Source organism: Phenylobacterium sp. (assembly GCF_965284355.1).
Lineage (GTDB): Bacteria > Pseudomonadota > Alphaproteobacteria > Caulobacterales > Caulobacteraceae > Phenylobacterium.
The window spans coordinates 4,577,608-4,595,239 of the sequence record NZ_OZ260078.1 but is presented as its reverse complement, the minus strand read 5'-3'; the positions used below and the strand labels follow the sequence as shown (position 1 = coordinate 4,595,239).

Genomic DNA, 17,632 nt, shown 5'->3' with positions numbered 1-17,632 from the left:
GGTCCCTCGGCTTAGCAAGCCTTGTGAGCCGATGCGACTGCGGGCTAGCGTCCGCGCCGTCCAGTCGGGGAATCTCCATGTCATCTCGCTCGCGCCTGCTCTTCGCCGCCGTCGCTGTCGCGGCGCTGCTTCCCGCCGCCGGCCTGGCCGCCCCCGACAAGGCGCTGGAGGCGAAGTTCGACGGGATGATCGACAACGCCGAGATGGGCGGCTGGCTGAAGACCATGTCGGCCGAGCCGATCCACGTGGGCGCGCCGCACAACAAGAAGAACGCCGAGATGACCCTGGCCCAGTTCAAGAGCTGGGGCTGGGACGCCAAGATCGAGACCTTCTGGGTGCTCTATCCGACGCCGAAGGAGGTCGCCCTCGAACTCACTGCCGGCGCCGGCGCGCCGTTCAAGGCCACGCTGAACGAGCGGCCGATCCCCGGCGACGAGAGCTCCAGCCGGACCAGGGACCAGCTGCCGGCCTATGTGGCGTTCCAGGGCGACGGCGATGTCACCGCCCCGCTGGTCTACGTGAACTACGGCATGCCCGCCGACTACGACGCCCTGGAGCGCCTGGGCGTCTCGGTGAAGGGCAAGATCGTCATCGCCCGCTACGGCGCAGGCTGGCGCGGCCTGAAGCCCAAGCTGGCGCAGGAGCACGGCGCAGTGGGCGCGATCATCTACTCCGACCCGCGCGACGACGGCTATTCGGTGGACGACGTCTATCCCAAGGGCGCGGCCCGGCCGCCGCAGGGCTTCCAGCGCGGCTCGGTGGCCGACATGACCGTTTTCCCGGGCGACCCGACGACCCCCGGCTACGGTTCGACCAAGGACGCCAAGCGCGTGGACCGCGCCGACGCCCAGACCATCCTGAAAATCCCCACCCTGCCCCTGTCGTACGGCGACGCCCAGGTGCTGCTGTCGGCCCTCGACGGCCCGGTGGCGCCCGCCGCCTGGCGCGGCTCGCTGCCGATCACCTATCACGTAGGGGGCGGCGATACGGCCAAGGTCCACATCAAGGTCGAGTCCGACTGGTCGCTGAAACCGGCCTACAACGTGATCGCCACGCTGAAGGGCAAGGAACGGCCCGACGAGTGGATCGTCCGCGGCAACCACCGCGACGGCTGGGTGTTCGGCGCCTCTGACCCGCTGTCGGGTCACGTAGCCATGATGGGCGAGGCCAAGGCCCTGGGCGCGCTGGTGAAGGCCGGCTGGAAGCCCAAGCGCACCATCATCTACACCAGCTGGGACGCCGAGGAGCCGATGCTGCTGGGCTCGACCGAGTGGGCCGAGGAGCACGCCGCCGAGCTGAAGAAGAAGGCGCTCGTCTACATCAACTCCGACTCCAACAGCCGCGGCTTCCTGGGCGTGGGCGGCAGCCATTCGCTGCAGCACTTCGTCAACGAGGTGTCGGCCGACGTGATCGACCCGCAGACGGGCGTCTCAGTGCGCGACCGTCTGCGCGCCGGGCTGGAGGTGGACGCGGCCTCCCCAACGGCCACGCCACGGCAGATCGGGCTAGGCAAGATGGCCGCCGACCACGGCCGCGACCTGCCGATCGAGCCCCTGGGATCGGGATCGGACTATTCGGCCTTCTTGCAGAACCTGGGCCTGGCCAGCCTCAACGTCGGCTTCGGCGGCGAAGGCGACTCGGGCGGCGTCTATCACTCCGCCTACGACACCTATGAGCACCACAGCCGCTTCGTGGACCCCGGCCACGCCTATGCCGGCGCGCTGGCCAAGACGACGGGCCGGATGGTCATGCGCCTGGCCGACGCCGACACGCCGGTGCAGCGGTACGGCGATCTGGCCGACGTCGTGGGCGGCTATGTCGACGAGGTGAAGCGGCTGGCCGATTCCCGGCGCGACGAGGCCCAGACGCGGGCCAGGCTGCTGGCCGCGGGCGCCTACAAGATCGCCGACGATCCGCGGGTCAGCCGCGCCGACCCCTCGCCGCTGGCCGCGTCGCCCAAGATCGACTTCGGCAAGCTGGAGGCCGCCGTGGCCCGACTGAGGACCAGCGCGACCACGTTCGACCAGACGCTGGCTGCGAAGGGGCCGAGGCTGACCAAGTCCCAGAAGGCCAAGCTGGATGCCGCGATCCTGCCCCTGGAACAGCGCCTGCTGCGCGACCAGGGTCTGCCGTTCCGGCCCTGGTACAAGAACATGCTCTACGCGCCCGGCCGCTTCACCGGCTATGGCGCCAAGACCCTGCCGGGCGTGCGCGAGGCCATCGAGGAGCGCCGCTTCGACGACGCGGTGACCTACATCGGCCTGACCGCCGAGGCGCTCATCGACTATGCCGCCGGGCTGGACGCGGCGACCGCGGTGATGAATGGCGGCTAAGCGACTGGACGGGGCCACGATCGCCTTCGACCTCGACGGCACGCTGGTCGACACCGCCCCCGACCTGATCGGCACGCTGAACCACCTGCTGATGGCCGAGGGGCTCCCGCCCCTGCCGCTCGACCAGGCGCGTCCGTTCATCGGCCACGGCGCGCGCCACCTGATCCAGCGTGGCTTTCGCGCCGCAGGGCAGGACATCGCGCCTGAGCAGCTGCAACAGCTCTTCGAGCGATTCATCCCGCACTACCTGGGGCGGATCGCGCAGGAGAGCCGGCCTTTCCCCGGCTGCGAGGCCGCGCTGGACGTGCTGGCCGCCGAGGGCGCCACGCTGGCGGTCTGCACCAACAAGCCCACCGACCTGTCGGTCGCGCTGCTGAAGGCCCTGGGCCTGGCCCCGCGCTTCGCCGCCATCGTCGGACCTGACGCAGCCGGCTTCGCCAAGCCCGACCCGCGCCACCTGCAAGCCGCCGTCGATGTCGCCGGCGGGTCGATGTCGCGCACGATCCTGGTGGGAGACGCGAACACCGACGCCGGCGCCGCCCGCGCCGCAAAGGCCGGCCTGATCATCGTCAGCTTCGGCTACACCGACATCCCGGCGGCGGACCTGGGCGCCGACGAGCTCATCCACCACTTCGATGCGCTGCCCGATGCGTGCCTGCGTCTGTTGGGCGCTTGCGGCGAACAATCGGGTCCGCTATAGCGCGCCCCTTCCTGCGGCGGATGCGTAGCTCAGCGGGAGAGCACCTCGTTCACACCGAGGGGGTCACAGGTTCAATCCCTGTCGCATCCACCATTCTTCTCCCTCTCAAGTCAGTCAGCCCCGAGTGTGGGGCCGCGACGACGGTTACTCAGGCGCAGACGAGCCCCGCGACAGGCCGAGGTCCTACCGCTGGCTTGCAATGGTGGAGCTCCAGACCTACTTTTCGGCTGTGGGATCCGGGCCCCTCTGACGGTCAATGGTGATCGTGATGTCGGACCTCACCGGTGCGCCGGGGGTCCGTTTCGATTGTTCCCCAGAACGAGTCCAGGCGGCTCCCAAGCGCACCCTCCATCTCGGAGGAGCACATGGAACATCGTCACTTTCCCGCGGAGCCATCGCAGGCCGCATCTGTTCAGAGCGCCGACGTCGGGCGGGAGGTCCGCTCATGAAGGACCTGCTGCTCCACATCTACAGTTACCCCGACCCCACGCCGCCCGAGGCTATCGACCAGGCCGTGCGATTTGCCGCGGCGGTGGGCGGCCACCTCACCGCGCTAGCTGTCCAGGTCAACCTGCAAGCGTCCAGCAACTACCTCGCGAGCCGGCTCATCAATCTCACCGCCGTGTGTGCTGAGCAGGAAGCGAAAAGTCTGGCCGCTTGCAAGAGCGCGGTCGCGGTCTTCGAAGAGAAGCTCGCCACCTACAAGGTCACCGGCGGCAGCCTTCTGACCCAGGCAGACCTTTACGCGGTCGGCAGCCATGTGGCGCTCCATGCCCAAACGCGAGATCTGTGCCTCGTTCCAATGGTCGATGGACGAGACGGCCAGCGCGCCGTCACCGAAGCCGTCGTCTTCGGCTCGGGGCGTCCGGTTCTTCTATTCCGGCCCGGAAAGGCCGAGTTGCTCGGCGGCGGCCTCAGTACTGTCGTGGTCGCCTGGGACGGCAGCCCGACCGCCGCACGCGCCCTGGCCGCGGCGCTTCCGCTTCTGCCCAAGGCCAAGCAGGTCAGGGTCCTGACCGTGCTCAACGAAAAGGCCGAGGCGCGGGCGGGCCTTGGCGCCGAGGTGGTGCGCCACCTGGGTGTCCATGGCGTCGAAGCCGTCGCAGACGAAGTTGACGCGGGTAACAGAAAGGTGGGCCAGGTCCTGTCCGACTACGTGGCCGAGCATGGGTCTGATCTTCTGGTCATGGGCGCCTACGGTCGCTCGCGGATCCAGGAGTTCATTCTGGGCGGCGCCACGGAGTCTTTGTTGGCGAACCCCAGAATGCCGCTTCTGCTGGCCCACTAGAGCGTGACCGCTTCAGCATGGAGCGTATCCGGAGTTGACGAGGTAGTTGGCACACTCGGCGGCTGAGAAGTGGTCGAGGAGGAGGCCGATGCGTCGCCAGGTGGCTTCGACGGTGCGCTCGGCGGCTTTGCGCAGGAGGGTCTTCAGCTTGGCGAAGACCTGTTCGATGGGGTTCAGGTCGGGGCTGTAGGGCGGCAGGAAAATCAGGTGCGCGCCGGCGCGCCGGATGGCCTGGCGGACGGCCTTGCCCTTGTGGCTGCCGAGGTTGTCCATGATCACCACATCGCCGGGGGCGAGCGTCGGGACGAGGACCTGTTCGACGTAGGCCCGGAACCACTCGCCGTTGATCGGCCCATCCAGGACGAAGGGCGCGTCGATCCGATCGCATCGCAGTGCGGCCAGGAAGGTCAGGGTCTTCCAGTGGCCGTGAGGAACCTTGCCGACCAGCCGCTGGCCACGCGCGCAGCGGCCGTGGGTGCGGGTCATGTTGGTCTTCGCCCAAGTCTCGTCGATGAAGACCAGGCGGCGCGGATCAAGCCGGCCCTGATGGCGTCGCCAGCGGTCCCGCTTCCTGGCCACGTCCGGTCGGTCCTGCTCGATGGCGTGCAGGCTTTTTTTTGAAGGTCACGCCCTGGCGCAGGTAGAAACGCCACACCGCGTCGTAGCTCACAACCACGCCGCGGTCGGCGAGCTCGGCCTGGATCGCCCGGAGCGTCAGGTCCGGCTGCTCCGCGATCCGCGCCAGCAGCCAGTCCCGCTCGCCCGCCAGCACCAGCGGCCGATGACCGCCCATCCGCCGCGCTGCGGCGCTGCCTTCGCTCCGCAGACGCTGCGACCAGCGCACCGCCGTCGCCACCCCGACCCCGAACCGCTCCGCCGCCTCACGGCACGTCCCGCCCGCCACCACGAAGCGCGCCACTCGATCCCGCAGATCAAGCGAGTAGGGTCGACCCATGCGAGCTGGCCTCCCATCCAGCCCACATCTTGAATCATGATCCGCCCAAACCCGGAATCCCGATTCAGCTAAGCGCGGTCACGCTCTAGGCCCGGCGCACCTGCGTTCCAGGCGCCTTCCGCGCGTCGGCCTTCGGCCTCCCGGTCGAAGGCCGACCGCCCCTCGCTGCGAATTGCCCCTGGCTCTCCCCTCACGCCCGGAACGGAAACACGCCCAGCAGCATCGCCGCGAGCGCCATGACGGCGCAGGTCGCGATGGCCCAGATGAACGTGAAGCGCTGGTGGGCGGCGAACTCGACGCCGGCGAGGCTGACCAGCAGGTAGGTGGACGGCACCAGGGGGCTCAGCAGGTGGAAGGGCTGGCCGACCAGCGAGGCGGCGCCGATGGCGGCCTTCGAGACGCCGTACTGCGCCCCCGCCTCGGCCAGCACCGGCAGGACGCCGAAGTAGAACGCGTCGTTGGAGACGAAGAAGGTCATCGGCAGGCTGAGGGCCGCGGTGATCGGAGCCATGTAGGGGCCCATGGCCGGCGGGATCATCGCGATCAGGCTCTGGGGCATCGCCTGGGCCATGCCGGTTCCCGAGAGCACGCCGGTGAACACCCCGGCCGCGAAGATCAGCGCGGTCATGGCGATGACGTTCGGGGCGTGGGCGGCGATGCGGGCCCGCAGGTCGGCCGGCTTGGGGTAGTTGATCAGGGTGGCCACCGCGAAGCCGGCCATGAACAGGATCGGCAGCGGCACAAGCCCCGACACCAGCGCCGCCAGCAGGCCCACCGTGAGCACGGCGTTGACGATCAGCAGCCGGGGCCGCAGCGCCGCGGGGTCGGACGAGACGGTGACGCCGCCGTCCGCGGTCAGGGTCAGGTCGTCGAAGCCGCCGGGCGGATTGTCGCCCACGATCCGCAGGCTGCCCAGTCGCTTGCGTTCGGCGCGCCCGTAGAGCCAGGCCAGCAGCAAGAGGAAGCCCACCGCCGTCGCCATGGCCGGGACCATCGGCAGGAACAGCGCCCCGGCGTCCAGCTGCAGCGCCGTGGCCGCCCGCGCCGTCGGCCCGCCCCAGGGCGTCAGGTTCATCACCCCGCTGGAGAGCATGATCAGGCAGGCCATGATCAGCGGATTGAGGCCCATGCGCCGATAGAGCGGCAGCATGGCGGCGACGGTCACCATGTAGGTCGTGGAGCCGTCGCCATCCAGCGACACCAGCACCGCCAGCACCACCGTGCCGATCACCACCCGCACCGGGTCGCCGTGGACGATGGCGATCAAGCGGCGCACGGCCGGGTCGAACAGGCCGGCGTCGATCATCACGCCGAAATAGAGGATGGCGAACATGATCATCACGCCGGTGGGCGCGATCTTCTTCACGCCCTCCAGCATCATCGGGCCGAGGTCGAGGCCGTAGCCGGCCAGGAGGCCGAAGACGATGGGCGTGACAATCAGCGCGACCACGGGGGCGAGCCGCCCGGTCATGATCAACGTCATGAACGCAGCCACCATCGCGAAGCCCAGGAGGGCGAGGCTCATGCGCGCGGGCTCCGTCCCCGAAATGGCTACGCGGTGAAACATCCATAGCCGGATTCCACACATGTGGCCCTTTCCCGGCCCTGCCCGCCCCCATATCCCTGGACGCGACAGCCTGGGGGAGCCGCGATGATCCTGATCGGACAGTACGACAGCCCGTTCGTGCGCCGCGTGGCGGTGGCGCTGCGGCTCTATGGCTTCGACTACGAGCACCGGCCCTGGTCGGTATTCGGCGACGCCGAACGGATCGCCGCCCACAACCCGCTAAGGCGCGTGCCCACCCTGATCGCCGACGACGGCGAGGCTCTGTTCGAGAGCGGCGCGATCCTGGACGGGCTGGACGAACTGGCCGGCCGCGAGCGCGCCCTGATCGCCGCCTCAGGCCCGGAGCGCCGGCATGCGCTGAAGACGATCGCGCTGGCCACCGGCCTCGCCGACAAGGCCGTGAGCCTCGTCTACGAGCGGGTGATCCACGAGCGCGGGACGGCGATGTGGGTCGAACGCTGTCGGGCGCAGATCGCGGGCGTCCTGCAGGCCCTGGAGGCCGACCGCGCGACGCGTGGGCCCTGGTGGTTCGGCGAGCGCATCGGCCATGCCGACGTGGCGGTGGCGTGCGTCCTGCGGTTTGTGAGCGAGGCCCTGCCCGAGGTCTATGCGGCCGCGGACTGGCCGGCGCTGGCGGCCCACGCCGCCGCCTGCGAGGCGCGGCCGGAGTTCGAGGCCGTGGTGCAGCCGTTCCACGTCACGCCCCCCGCGTCGTGACGTCGTGCGGGCCCCCTAATACGGCCGCTGAGTCGTGATCGGCGCGTTCGGGTCAGGGGTCGTGCGCGGCACGTAGGCCGGCTGCGGCGCAGCGCCTGGCTGGGCGACAGGCGGCGCGGGCGGGAGGGCCAGCACCGGCGCTGCGGCCGCCTCTTCGACAGCGGCGGCGGTGGGCGCGGCGGGCGCCCGTGAGGGCGTTCGCACGGGCGTCACGGCGGCGACCCTGCGGGCCGGCGTCGGCGTCGAGGTGACCGCCGATGAGGTGGCGGCCGGCGTCGCGACCTGAGACGGCGCAGGGGGCGTGATCGGGGGCGCCGCGACGACCACGGGGGCCACCGTGGGCGCGACCGCCACGGCGGGCGCTGGCGCCGGAGCCGCGGGCGGCGGGCTGCGGGTCAGCAGATAGGCCAGCCCCGCGACGCCGGCGACACCCACCGCGCCCGCAGCCCATGCCGACGGCGAGATCGGGCGACGTTTCGGCCTGGGTTTGACCGGCGCCGGCGATCCGGGACGGCGCGGCGCCTCGACGATCACCGGCTCGACCTCGAAGCCCTCGGGCTCGGGGTCGACGATCTGCGGCGGTGGCGGGGGTTCGGCCGGCGGAGCCCGCGCGATGATCGGCGGCGGATCGGCGCGGATCGGCCGGGGCGGCGGCGTCACGGGCGGCATCGCGGTCGGGATGGCGCCGCCGCTCCCCAGGCCCTGAGACGGCGCCGCGCCCACGGGGCGGACATACAGCGGCGTCACCCGGGTCGGCGGCGGCTCAGGCGCGGGCGGCTCGGGCGTGGGCTGCGTTTCGGCGTCGGTCTGGGTCGGGCCCGCGCTGCGCGACAGCGGCCCGACGCGGAAAGGCGCCTGCGGCATCTGCGGCCAGGCGCTGTTGCGGAAGGGATTCTGCGGATCGGAAGCCATGGCCCGAACCTCCAGGGCGAGTGGGTCAGCACTATGACAGAAGCCGGCGTCGCTGTGCGGCGACCAGGACCACGTCGTACGGAATGGCCGGGATCTCGCGCAGCGCCATGCCCAGCCGATGCTTGAGCGCGCCTCGCGGCCCGCGCTGGGGGCCGGCGACGCTGCGCACGCCCAGCACCGTCAGCATCAGCCGGATCCTGGGCAGGTGGTACCCATCGCTGCAGGCGACGACGAACGGGCTGCCGCCGCCCAGCGCCAGGCGGGCCGCGACGGCCACGCTCTGCAGGGTGTCCAGGCTGGCCTCGTCGGGGATGAGCCGCCGGGCCGCCACGCCCTCACGCGACAGCACGTCCAGCATCACCGAGGCCTCGGAGGGTCCGACCCGCCCCACCCCGCCGGAGCAGAGAATCGGGGCCTCGGGCCAGGCGCGCGAGGCCTGCAGGCCATAGCCGATCCGGCGCAGCAACGCCGCCGACGGCGACCCGTCCGCGCGCACCGCGGCGCCGAAGATCACGATGAGAGGCGGCCCGTCCACGCGGCCAGCATGGCGCACGCCGCGCCGTCCGCCAAAGCGGTCTCAGCCGTTCAGCGGCGGATGGTAGTGGTCGATCAGGTCGCGCCGCTCGGCCTCGCGCACCGCGCGCGTCACGTTCAGGCGGGTCAGCACCGTGACGGCCGCGTACTTGCGCCGGGCCTTCTCCAGGTCGGCGCGCCAAGTCTGGCTGGCCAGATTGTCGGTCTCGCCCGCGTAGACGACGTTCGCGCCGCCGTCGTCGGTGATCTCGGCGATCACATAATTCGCCCCGGCAGGCGGCAGAAAGCGGTTCTCCTCCAGCGGCGAGTACCGGTAGCGGGCGCCGGAGGCCCCGGCGAGATCGATCTGGCGGTTCACGGGGCTCTCTCCACTCTTACTCGGGTCGTATAGGCCGGGATGCTTACCCGCCCGACTTGGACTAAATCTTGGCTGAGCGTGGCCGTAGCTGTGCACGAACCGCGCTTCGAACGGGAACAGCCTTCGCCATACGCGCGTTGGCGGCAGGTCGCCCGGACGGGGGCGCGAACTTTCGAAGGAGCATCCGTCCCGGACGACGAGGCTGGACAGTCGCCGCGTACACCGGGACAACCTTTTGCATGGAGAAGCCGGCCGCCCTTCAGTTGCAGCCCGCGACCGATCGCCCCACCGTCGCGCTCAGCGGCGACTGGACGACGGCGCAGCTCGGCGACGCGGCCGATCGCCTGGCCGCGGCGGTCAAGGGAATCAATGGGATCGGCCTGGATCTGAGCGGCGTGCGCCGCATGGACACGGCCGGCGCCTTCGCGATCGTGCGCGCGGTCGGTTCGGATCTCAGCCTCGACCGCGTGGCGGGCCGCCCCGAATCGCGCCGTCTGCTGGAGCTGGTGAGCGACGCCACGCAGGTGGAGCGGGTCGTCCGCCGCGAACCCGTGGGCTTCCACAACATGGTCATCCGCATCGGGCGCGGCATGACCGACCTGCTGGCCGAGTTCCTCGACACCATGGCCTTCTTCGGCCACCTGCTGGTCGTGACCGGCCGGATGTTCGGGAACCTGGTCCGCGCGCCGCGCCGCGTGCGCTGGGCTCCGATCTTCACCCAGATGGAGCGGGCCGGCCTCGACGCCATCCCCATCGTGGCCATCACCACCTTCTTCATCGGCGCGGTCGTGGCCCTGCTGGGCGTCAACATGCTGCGGCAGTTCGGCGCCGAGGTGTTCGTGGTCGAGCTGATCGGCGTGGCGGTGCTGCGCGAGTTCAACATCGTCATCACGGCCGTGCTGCTGGCCGGCCGATCGGCCTCGGCCTTCGCCGCCGAACTCGGCTCGATGAAGATGCAGCAGGAGGTCGACGCCATGCAGGTCATGGGGGTGGACCCCTACGACGCGCTGGTGCTGCCGCGCTTCCTGGCCCTACTGCTGACCATCCCGCTGCTGACCTTCGTCGCCACTCTGGCGGGTCTGGCCGGGGGTCTGCTGGTGACCTGGACCGTGCTCGACCTGGGCCCGACGTTCTTCCTGCAGCGGATCATCGACAACGTGGGGCCGAACCACTTCTACATCGCGCTGTCGAAGGCCCCGGTGATGGCCGCCGTGGTCGCCGGGATAGGCTGCCGTCAGGGCCTGCTGGTGGGCGGTGACGTCCAGTCGCTGGGCCAGCGCGTGACGGCCGCGGTGGTCCACGCCATCTTCGCCATCATCATGATCGATGCGGCCTTCGCTCTCCTCTACATGCAGCTCGACCTATGACCGTGGCCTCGGACACCCTCGACGACGACGCGTCCGGCCTGGACGGCAGCGGGCCTGCGATCGAGGTGCGCGGCCTGGGCAACCAGTTCGGCGACCATGTGGTGCACGAGGATCTCGACCTCACCGTCCAACGTGGCGAGGTGATGGGCATTGTGGGCGGCTCCGGCACCGGCAAGTCGGTGCTGCTCAACACCATCATCGGCCTGCGCTCGCCCACGTCAGGGACCGTCAAAGTCTTCGGCCAGGAGCTGAAGCGCGCGTCGCGGCGGCGCTGGAGCGAGATCGAGCGCCGGTGGGGCGTGCTGTTCCAGGGCGGCGCGCTGTTTTCGAACCTGACGGTGCGCGAGAACATTACGGCCCCGATGTACGAACACACCGACCTGAGCCGCAAAGAGGCCGACGAACTGGCCGATCTGAAGATCGCCATGGTGGGCCTGCGCCCCGAGGCGGGATCGCTGAAGCCGGCGGAGCTGTCTGGCGGGATGAAGAAGCGTGCGGGCCTGGCCCGGGCGCTGGCGCTGGACCCCGAGCTGCTGTTCCTGGACGAGCCCACCTCGGGCCTGGATCCCATTGGCGCAGCCGCCTTCGACGAACTGACCCGCGACCTGGCCGACAGCCTGGGCCTGACCGTGTTCATGATCACCCACGACCTCGACTCTCTCTACGAGATCACCGACCGCGTGGCCGTCCTGGCCGACCGGCATGTGGTTGCGACCGCCCCGGTGCGCGAGCTCGAGACGTCCCAACATCCGTGGATCCGAGAATACTTCCTGGGTCCCCGCGGCCGCGCCGCGCGCGCCGCCCGCGAGACGACGGAGTACTGATGGAAAAGAACGCCAATTACACGCTGGTGGGCCTCTCGACGCTGATCCTCATGGCGGCGCTCGTGGTGTTCGTCGTCTGGCTCGCCCGGCTCAGCATCGCCCGGGACTACGACATGTACGACATCGTCTTCCAGGGCCCTGTGCGGGGCCTGAGCGAAGGCGGCGAAGTCCACTTCAACGGCATCAAGGTGGGCGAGGTGCAGAAGATCGCGCTGGACCAGACCAACCCGCGCAACGTCATCGCGCGCGTCCGGGTGACCGAGGAAGTTCCGATCCGCATCGACAGCTACGCGACGCTGGAGCCCCAGGGCATCACCGGCCTGAACTACGTCCAGATCACCTCGGGCACCGGCACCCGGCCGCTGCTGAAGCAGTCGGCATGCGAACGCCAGGGCCTGCGCGAATGCATCCCGATCCTGCGCAGCCAGCGCAGCGCGCTGTCCGACCTGCTGGAGGGCGGCGGCACGGTGCTGACCCGCAGCATCGAGGCGCTGGACCGCGTGAACCGCGTGCTGTCGGACGAGAACATCAAGACCTTCTCGGCGGCGATTTCCGACGCCCAGGCGGTCACCGCCGAACTGCGCGAACGCAAGGCGATCATCGCCGACGCCCAGAGCGCCCTGCAGCGGATCGATGCGGCCGCCGACGGGATCGCCAAGCTGTCGGCCTCGACGCGCAACGTGGTGGACGGCGACGGCAAGCGCGCCATCGCCAACCTGGCCGACGCCGCCGAAGAGGCGCGCGTCGCTTCCCGAGACGCCCGGGCCATGATCGGGCGGCTGCAGGGTCCCACCACGGACTTCGCCACCAACGGCCTGCCGCAGATCACAGCGGCCGTGGTTCAGCTGCAGACCGCCGCCGAGTCGCTGGAGCGGCTGGTCAACGACGTCCAGTCCAGCCCGACCGGCGCCCTGGGCAAACCCGCCGCCGAGGAAATGAAGGTGCCCAAGTGATGCGCTCCCCCCTCCTCCGTCTCGCCGCTGTCGGCGCCGCCGCCCTGGCGCTCTCGGGCTGCGTCTCGCTGCTGCCCAAGAGCAAGCCCGCCGACCTCTACCGCTTCGGTCAGCCGGTGGCCGCCGAGGCTGTCGCCGCGCCTGCGGGCACGGTGGGCGTGCTTCGCGCCAACGCCCTGTTCCAGCGGGAGTCTTCGGGCGATCGCCTGCTGACGATCAGCCAGGGCAAGGCCGCCTACATCGCCGAGACGCGCTGGGTTGCGCCGGCGGCCGCGCTTTGGGACGCGGCCGTCCTCGCCGCCTTCGATACCGACCCCGGCCACGTGCGGATCATCTCGCGCGGCGAACCGGCCACGGCCGCCTACATCCTGCGGCTGGACGTGCGCAACTTCGAGACCCAGTACGACCGCGGGCCCAAGGCGGCGCCGGTGGTGGTGGTCCGCGTGCGTGGCGCCCTGACGTCCGGCACGAGCGCGGGCGTCATCTCCGAGCGGATCTTCGAGAAGCGCGTCCGGGCCGCCGACAATCGCGTCAGCGCGATCGTCCCGGCCTACGACAAGGCCGTGGCCGACGTGCTGGCCGAGGTCGTGGCCTGGACCAGCGAGAACGCGAAGGCCAGCTAGCGCGGTCGCGCCGAGGGACTCAGGCGACCCCGGCCAGCCGCTTCGCCGCCAACACGGTGTTGTGCAGCAGGACCGCCACGGTCATCGGGCCGACGCCCTTGGGCACCGGGGTGATCGAACCCGCGACCTGCAAGGCTTCCTTGTAGTTCACGTCGCCGACGATCTTGGTCTTGCCGGCCGCCGCCTGTTCCGGATTGTCGAACGGCACGCGGTTGATGCCCACGTCGATCACGCAGGCCCCGGGCTTGATCCAGTCGCCGCGGATCATCCGCGGCTGGCCGACCGCGGCCACCAGGATGTCGGCCTGGCGGCAGATCCCCGGCAGGTCGACGGTGCGCGAATGAGCCATGGTCACGGTGCAGTTCTCGGCCAGCAGCAGTTGGGCGATCGGCTTGCCCACCAGCAGCGAGCGGCCCACCACGACCGCGTGCTTGCCGGTCAGGTCGCCCAGCGTGGCCTTCAGCAGGATCAGACAGCCCGTGGGCGTGCAGGCCACCAGGGCGGGCAGCCCGGCGACGAGACGCCCGGCGTTGACGACGTGCAGGCCGTCGACGTCCTTGTCGGGTCCGATGAGCTCGATGACGGGCTTCTCGTCCAGGTGCTTGGGCAGCGGCAGCTGCACCAGGACGCCATGGATGGCAGGGTCGGCCGCCAGATCGCGGACCAGCGCCTCCAGGGTCTCCTGCGTCGTGTTCCCGGGCAACAGGTGGGTCACCGAGTGCATCCCGGCCGCCTTGGACTGCTCGCCCTTCGACTTCACATAGGCCTGGCTGGCGGGATCGTCCCCCACCAGCACCACCGCCAGCCCCGGCTGGAGCCCATGCTGGGCGCGCAGCCGCGCCACCTCCGCGGTCACGTCCGCCCGCAGGCGGTCGGCGACCGGCAGTCCTTCGATGATTTGCGCCGTCATGGGCAGCGCTGCTAGCCGGTCAGGCGCGCGCACGCAATCTCAGCCATGCGGCGACCGCCCAGGCGTGGGACTCGCGCTCGAGCTGAACGACCGCCTCCGACGGCGATATCCACACCAACCGGTGGTCCGGCTCGGTGACCCGCGCCGGATCCTCCGCCAGGACGCGGCCCGCGAAGAAGGCGCCGCGCGTGTTCCGGATCATCCCGTCGTGATGCAGGAAATAGTGGTCGGCGCGGATGAACGGCTCGGCGTCCAGCGTGACGACCAGCCCGGCCTCCTCGCCGCATTCCCGTACGGCCGCTTCGGCCTCGGTCTCGCCTGGGTCCAGGCCGCCGCCGGGCAGGTGCAGCAACAGGCCGCGCCCCTCCCAAGGCACCTCGACGAGGGCGACCAGGCCGTCCCGCTCGATGACGCAGAACGCCGCCGGCCGATCGGGCGGGACCTGGCCGGGCGGCGGCGCGCCGAACTGGGGCGGCATCAGTCGACGCCGTAGAGCGCCGGATACGGATCGACCTTGCCGGAGAGCACGTCCTGCACCGCCACCGGCCGCCAGCCGATCCTGACGTTGGCGCTGGCCCGCCACGCCTCGACGACCAGGTCGCGCAGTTCGGAGGCGCCGACGGCGAGGCGCTCGGTGGCCATGGCCGTGCCGCGCGGGTCGCCGGGCGCGAGGCCGCCGGCCTTTTCCATTTCGTAGAACGGGATCACGAACGTGCCGGTCTCGGTGAGGTAGGCGCCGACCCGCTGCTCGATGGGGCAGTTGCACGACTTGAACGGCATCATCTTCGCCGCCACGGCATCGGCCTTCACGGTTTGTTGCACCAGTTCGCTCTCGAACGGGCCATGCAGGCGCGCCGTCGAATAGCCCTTGGGGTTCGGATAGTCGCCCCAGCCGTTGTAGTGGGTGGTCACGTGCAGCGGCTGGCTGCCGTCGCCCACGAAGTGCGACAGCTCGCCGATCGACTTCAGGATCAGCGCCTCTCGGCGGATCCGATCCTGCCGGAACCACGCCCGGTTCTTCTTCCAGGCCGGGTTCTTCTCGGCGGCATTCAGCACGCGCCAATAGGCCAGGTCGGTGGTCAGCTGCTGATAGCGGTCGATGATCGTATACGGGAGGTAGCCGCCCTTCCACTGGTCGAGCCCGGCGGCGCGCAGGGCCGTCTCGTAGTCTGCCCGGGTGGCGGCCAACGGCAGCATCGGCGGCCCGCCCAGGATCTTCCCCTCTTCGTCCAGGTCGACGAAGTGGCCCGCGTCGCGGTCGTGGCCGTGCAGCTTGCCCGAACCCTTCGAACGGTCCGGCTCGCGCGACAGCTCGCTCACGTCCGCCGCCGCCTGTTGCGTCCGCAGGAACTGTGGGACCTCGGCCGGCAGCGCCCGCATCGCAAGGTCGCCAACGATCCGGTGACCGGTGTTACCCCAGGCCAGCAGCGAAGTGGGGGTGGCGATGGCCAGGGCGGCCAGCGCGGCGACAGCCATTCTGGAGGAAAAGGGGCGGCGTTTCATGCTTCTGGGTGTCGCTTGCCGGCCGCCGGATGGCAAGCCGGCTCAGCGGATGTTGAGCGCCTGCTCCACCCGCGTCACCCAGGCCTTCACTGCAGGATAGCCATCCAGGCTGAATCCGCCCTCGTGCGCGAGGCGCGTGTAGGCCACCAGCGCCACGTCGGCGAGCGTGACGCGGTCCCCCACCAGAAAGGGCGAGCTCTGCAGGCCCTGCTCGAGCCGCGCCAGCGCCGCGTTCCCACGCTCCACCAGCCGGGGCTCGAGATCCTCGACCGGCTTGCCCTGGTAGGCGCACCTGGAAGCGCGCGACGGCCACATAGGGCTCGTGGCTGTACTGCTCCCAGAACATCCACTCCAGCATCCGGGCCCGGTCGTAGGCGTCGGCAGGGATCAACGGCGAGCCCTCGGCCAGGTGCAGGATGATGGCGTTCGACTGGGCCAGCGCGCGGCCGTCTTCGAGCAGGACTACCGGCACCTGGCCGGCCGGATTCATCGCCAGAAAGTCGGCCGTGCGCGACTCGCCCTGCAGGATGTCGACGTCGATCCAGTCGTAGGGTCGGCCCAGGAAATCGGCGGTCCAGCTGACCTTCAGGCAGTTGCCGGACTTGCTGTCCCCATAGATTTTCATGCGCCGGACTCCAGGATTGAAGCGTGGCTGTGCGGCGTTTTCCCCTGCGGCGCAAGCGATCCTGGCTCACGCGCGCTGTTAGGTAAGCTCACAGCTTGCGACAAACCGCCGTTCCGGGGTTGCCCCCGAAGACCTCAGCCGGTAGGACTCCGGCCACCCAGTTCAACGACGAAGGAGACGCCGTCAATGCGACGCCGCCTCGCCGCCCTGGCAGTAATCTCGGCCCTCGGATTCGGGTCCAGCGCGTCTGCCGCGCCAAACGACCCTGTGGGCGACCTCATCACTTCGGTGATTTCCGGGGCGCTTCCCGGGACCGGCGTCTTCAATGTGAAGGCGACCCTGTATCATGCCGGCGCCAAGGGTGTCGGCGTGCTGGACAGCCTTGGCTGCAAGGTCGTGCCGATGCGCACGCTGGCGGTCGACAAGTCCATCATTCCGCGCCGCACCGTGGTCTTCATCAAGGAGACCGTGGGCCTGAAGATGCCCGACGGCCAAGCGCACGACGGCTACTGGTACGCCTCCGACATCGGCGGCGCGATCAAGGGCCAGCGCGTGGACCTCTACACGGGCCACAACGCCGCCTCGATGAAGACCCTGCGCCAGCTCAACCAATCGACCCTCACCGCCGTGAAGGTTGGCCAGTTCAAAGGCTGCCCGCCGAACTAAGCGCCTTCCCTCCCCTCCGAGGAGGGACAGATCGCGAAGCGATCAGGGTGGGGATGTCACGATCCTTCCCGGGCTCAACACTCCGACCCACACTTCCCCACCCTGGCGCGCTGCGCGCGCCTGTCCCTCCCCGGAGGAGGGAAACATGCACAAACCCAACTTCTTCGTCTTCACCGGCGGCGGCGGCACGGGCAAGACTGCGCTGATCGAACACCTGCGGGCGGCGGGCGAACTCACCGTCGACGAGAACATCCGCGCCGTGATCCGCGAGCAGGTCGAGGCCGGCGGCTCGGCGGTGCCCTGGATCGATCCGAAGGCCTGTTGCGATCTCACCACCGCCCGCGACATCGCCGACTTCGACCGACTTGAGGCCGAGCCGGGCCGCGTGTTCTTCGACCGCGGTCTGATGGACATGTACGGGACCAACGGCGTGCCGCCCTCCCCGGCCCTCGTCGAGGCGATCCGGACGCGGCGGTACAACCGGCAGGTCTTCGTCTTCCCGCCGTGGCGCGAGATCTATGCGACCGACGCCGAGCGCCGGCAGGACTGGTCGCAGATGGAAGCCGTGTTCGCGCAGATCCTGCGGACGCTGCCCGAGCTGGGCTACGAGCCGGTGATCGTGCCGAAAGGCAGCCTGGAGGACCGTGCGGCTTTCGTGCTCTCGCACGGAGGCTGAGGCCTTTAACGCCACTGGAAAACGTCCTGATTCACTCGCGTTATGGATCTACGACGACGAGGGCTACTTGGAAGTTCGGAGCGCGGCGTCCGTAGCAGGGGCCGCGGGTTGCTACAGCTGC

At 70.0% G+C, this 17,632-nt stretch carries 19 protein-coding genes, 1 tRNA gene and 1 pseudogene; 11 read left to right on the top strand and 10 right to left on the bottom strand.

Annotated features, from left to right (window positions below; all coding sequences use genetic code 11):
- The first annotated feature begins 77 nt into the window (after positions 1-77).
- The 4 genes from ACQ66R_RS22600 (at position 78) to ACQ66R_RS22585 (ending at position 4,321) form a co-directional block, all read left to right on the top strand.
- Positions 78-2,333, top strand: coding sequence for a transferrin receptor-like dimerization domain-containing protein (locus ACQ66R_RS22600; protein WP_430425772.1), 2,256 nt, complete (start codon positions 78-80; stop codon positions 2,331-2,333).
- Positions 2,323-3,033: a phosphoglycolate phosphatase gene (gene gph, locus ACQ66R_RS22595; RefSeq protein WP_430425770.1), complete on the top strand. Its 711-nt coding sequence runs from the start codon at positions 2,323-2,325 to the stop codon at positions 3,031-3,033. The genes ACQ66R_RS22600 and gph overlap by 11 nt, the downstream gene beginning before the upstream one ends.
- Before the next feature lie 18 nt (positions 3,034-3,051).
- Positions 3,052-3,126 (top strand) — tRNA-Val (locus ACQ66R_RS22590).
- Positions 3,127-3,478: 352 nt separating this feature from the next.
- Positions 3,479-4,321 (top strand): universal stress protein, encoded by an 843-nt coding sequence (locus ACQ66R_RS22585; RefSeq protein ID WP_430425768.1) that lies wholly within the window; start codon positions 3,479-3,481, stop codon positions 4,319-4,321.
- 12 nt (positions 4,322-4,333) lie between these two features.
- Here ACQ66R_RS22585 and ACQ66R_RS22580 read toward each other — a convergent pair.
- Together ACQ66R_RS22580 and ACQ66R_RS22575 are read right to left on the bottom strand one after the other, a co-directional pair.
- Positions 4,334-5,276, bottom strand: a protein-coding gene (locus ACQ66R_RS22580; protein WP_430419033.1) for an IS630 family transposase whose coding sequence is annotated in 2 segments (ribosomal slippage) — positions 4,334-4,939 and positions 4,941-5,276 — 942 coding nt in all. Because the reading frame shifts where the segments join, the coding sequence is not laid out codon by codon here.
- Between the two features lie 190 nt (positions 5,277-5,466).
- Positions 5,467-6,801 carry a CitMHS family transporter gene (locus ACQ66R_RS22575; RefSeq protein WP_430425766.1) on the bottom strand — a complete coding sequence of 445 codons (1,335 nt, stop codon included), beginning with the start codon at positions 6,799-6,801 and terminating at the stop codon, positions 5,467-5,469.
- Between the two features lie 126 nt (positions 6,802-6,927).
- Between ACQ66R_RS22575 and ACQ66R_RS22570 the strand changes: the two genes are divergently transcribed.
- Positions 6,928-7,560, top strand: coding sequence for a glutathione S-transferase family protein (locus ACQ66R_RS22570; protein WP_430425764.1), 633 nt, complete (start codon positions 6,928-6,930; stop codon positions 7,558-7,560).
- 15 nt (positions 7,561-7,575) lie between these two features.
- On the opposite strand, the gene ACQ66R_RS22565 is transcribed toward ACQ66R_RS22570, so the two are convergent.
- Genes ACQ66R_RS22565 through ACQ66R_RS22555 form a run of 3 tightly spaced genes read right to left on the bottom strand, consistent with a single transcriptional unit; the run spans position 7,576 to position 9,364 of the window.
- Positions 7,576-8,472 (bottom strand): hypothetical protein, encoded by an 897-nt coding sequence (locus ACQ66R_RS22565; protein WP_430425762.1) that lies wholly within the window; start codon positions 8,470-8,472, stop codon positions 7,576-7,578.
- Between the two features lie 31 nt (positions 8,473-8,503).
- Positions 8,504-9,007: a YdcF family protein gene (locus ACQ66R_RS22560; protein WP_430425760.1), complete on the bottom strand. Its 504-nt coding sequence runs from the start codon at positions 9,005-9,007 to the stop codon at positions 8,504-8,506.
- A gap of 42 nt (positions 9,008-9,049) precedes the next feature.
- Positions 9,050-9,364, bottom strand: coding sequence for a hypothetical protein (locus ACQ66R_RS22555; protein WP_430425758.1), 315 nt, complete (start codon positions 9,362-9,364; stop codon positions 9,050-9,052).
- Between the two features lie 239 nt (positions 9,365-9,603).
- Between ACQ66R_RS22555 and ACQ66R_RS22550 the strand changes: the two genes are divergently transcribed.
- From ACQ66R_RS22550 to ACQ66R_RS22535, 4 genes are read left to right on the top strand one after another with little or no spacing between them, the layout of a single operon-like run.
- The gene (locus ACQ66R_RS22550) at positions 9,604-10,731 is read left to right on the top strand and encodes an ABC transporter permease (protein WP_430425756.1); all 1,128 of its coding nucleotides are present in this window, start codon (positions 9,604-9,606) and stop codon (positions 10,729-10,731) included.
- The gene (locus tag ACQ66R_RS22545) at positions 10,728-11,555 is read left to right on the top strand and encodes an ABC transporter ATP-binding protein (protein ID WP_430425754.1); all 828 of its coding nucleotides are present in this window, start codon (positions 10,728-10,730) and stop codon (positions 11,553-11,555) included. The genes ACQ66R_RS22550 and ACQ66R_RS22545 overlap by 4 nt, the downstream gene beginning before the upstream one ends.
- Entirely contained in the window at positions 11,555-12,508 is a 954-nt protein-coding gene (locus ACQ66R_RS22540) for an MlaD family protein (protein ID WP_430425752.1), read from the top strand. The genes ACQ66R_RS22545 and ACQ66R_RS22540 overlap by 1 nt, the downstream gene beginning before the upstream one ends.
- The gene (locus tag ACQ66R_RS22535; RefSeq protein ID WP_430425750.1) at positions 12,508-13,131 is read left to right on the top strand and encodes an ABC-type transport auxiliary lipoprotein family protein; all 624 of its coding nucleotides are present in this window, start codon (positions 12,508-12,510) and stop codon (positions 13,129-13,131) included. Before ACQ66R_RS22540 ends, ACQ66R_RS22535 begins: the two co-directional genes overlap by 1 nt.
- A 19-nt stretch (positions 13,132-13,150) precedes the next feature.
- On the opposite strand, the gene folD is transcribed toward ACQ66R_RS22535, so the two are convergent.
- The 5 genes and pseudogenes from folD to ACQ66R_RS22510 all read right to left on the bottom strand — a co-directional run.
- On the bottom strand, positions 13,151-14,041 hold the full coding sequence (folD, locus tag ACQ66R_RS22530) for a bifunctional methylenetetrahydrofolate dehydrogenase/methenyltetrahydrofolate cyclohydrolase FolD (RefSeq protein WP_430425748.1): 891 nt from the start codon (positions 14,039-14,041) through the stop codon (positions 13,151-13,153).
- Positions 14,042-14,060: 19 nt separating this feature from the next.
- A complete protein-coding gene (locus tag ACQ66R_RS22525) occupies positions 14,061-14,519 on the bottom strand; it encodes an NUDIX domain-containing protein (protein WP_430425746.1) in 459 nt (152 codons plus the stop codon).
- A complete protein-coding gene (locus ACQ66R_RS22520; protein WP_430425744.1) occupies positions 14,519-15,544 on the bottom strand; it encodes a S1/P1 Nuclease in 1,026 nt (341 codons plus the stop codon). The genes ACQ66R_RS22525 and ACQ66R_RS22520 overlap by 1 nt, the downstream gene beginning before the upstream one ends.
- A gap of 42 nt (positions 15,545-15,586) precedes the next feature.
- A complete protein-coding gene (locus ACQ66R_RS22515; RefSeq protein ID WP_430425742.1) occupies positions 15,587-15,859 on the bottom strand; it encodes a glutathione binding-like protein in 273 nt (90 codons plus the stop codon).
- A 145-nt stretch (positions 15,860-16,004) separates the two neighbouring features.
- Positions 16,005-16,169: pseudogene (locus ACQ66R_RS22510) on the bottom strand (glutathione S-transferase N-terminal domain-containing protein); the annotation flags it as partial.
- Between the two features lie 186 nt (positions 16,170-16,355).
- Here ACQ66R_RS22510 and ACQ66R_RS22505 point away from each other — a divergent pair.
- Both ACQ66R_RS22505 and ACQ66R_RS22500 read left to right on the top strand, forming a co-directional pair.
- Positions 16,356-16,835 carry a 3D domain-containing protein gene (locus ACQ66R_RS22505; RefSeq protein WP_430425740.1) on the top strand — a complete coding sequence of 160 codons (480 nt, stop codon included), beginning with the start codon at positions 16,356-16,358 and terminating at the stop codon, positions 16,833-16,835.
- A 145-nt stretch (positions 16,836-16,980) separates the two neighbouring features.
- Positions 16,981-17,511 (top strand): AAA family ATPase, encoded by a 531-nt coding sequence (locus tag ACQ66R_RS22500; RefSeq protein WP_430425738.1) that lies wholly within the window; start codon positions 16,981-16,983, stop codon positions 17,509-17,511.
- The last annotated feature ends 121 nt before the right edge of the window (positions 17,512-17,632 follow it).

Coding starts and splice junctions, on each gene's coding strand:
- ACQ66R_RS22500 (WP_430425738.1), top strand. CDS start 16,981: ATGCACAAACCCAACTTCTTCGTCTTCACCGGCGGCGGCGGCACGGGC.
- gph (WP_430425770.1), top strand. CDS start 2,323: ATGGCGGCTAAGCGACTGGACGGGGCCACGATCGCCTTCGACCTCGAC.
- folD (WP_430425748.1), bottom strand. CDS start 14,041: ATGACGGCGCAAATCATCGAAGGACTGCCGGTCGCCGACCGCCTGCGG.
- ACQ66R_RS22520 (WP_430425744.1), bottom strand. CDS start 15,544: ATGAAACGCCGCCCCTTTTCCTCCAGAATGGCTGTCGCCGCGCTGGCC.
- ACQ66R_RS22565 (WP_430425762.1), bottom strand. CDS start 8,472: ATGGCTTCCGATCCGCAGAATCCCTTCCGCAACAGCGCCTGGCCGCAG.
- ACQ66R_RS22505 (WP_430425740.1), top strand. CDS start 16,356: ATGCGACGCCGCCTCGCCGCCCTGGCAGTAATCTCGGCCCTCGGATTC.
- ACQ66R_RS22535 (WP_430425750.1), top strand. CDS start 12,508: ATGCGCTCCCCCCTCCTCCGTCTCGCCGCTGTCGGCGCCGCCGCCCTG.
- ACQ66R_RS22525 (WP_430425746.1), bottom strand. CDS start 14,519: ATGCCGCCCCAGTTCGGCGCGCCGCCGCCCGGCCAGGTCCCGCCCGAT.
- ACQ66R_RS22515 (WP_430425742.1), bottom strand. CDS start 15,859: ATGTGGCCGTCGCGCGCTTCCAGGTGCGCCTACCAGGGCAAGCCGGTC.
- ACQ66R_RS22570 (WP_430425764.1), top strand. CDS start 6,928: ATGATCCTGATCGGACAGTACGACAGCCCGTTCGTGCGCCGCGTGGCG.
- ACQ66R_RS22545 (WP_430425754.1), top strand. CDS start 10,728: ATGACCGTGGCCTCGGACACCCTCGACGACGACGCGTCCGGCCTGGAC.
- ACQ66R_RS22540 (WP_430425752.1), top strand. CDS start 11,555: ATGGAAAAGAACGCCAATTACACGCTGGTGGGCCTCTCGACGCTGATC.
- ACQ66R_RS22585 (WP_430425768.1), top strand. CDS start 3,479: ATGAAGGACCTGCTGCTCCACATCTACAGTTACCCCGACCCCACGCCG.
- ACQ66R_RS22550 (WP_430425756.1), top strand. CDS start 9,604: ATGGAGAAGCCGGCCGCCCTTCAGTTGCAGCCCGCGACCGATCGCCCC.
- ACQ66R_RS22575 (WP_430425766.1), bottom strand. CDS start 6,801: ATGAGCCTCGCCCTCCTGGGCTTCGCGATGGTGGCTGCGTTCATGACG.
- ACQ66R_RS22600 (WP_430425772.1), top strand. CDS start 78: ATGTCATCTCGCTCGCGCCTGCTCTTCGCCGCCGTCGCTGTCGCGGCG.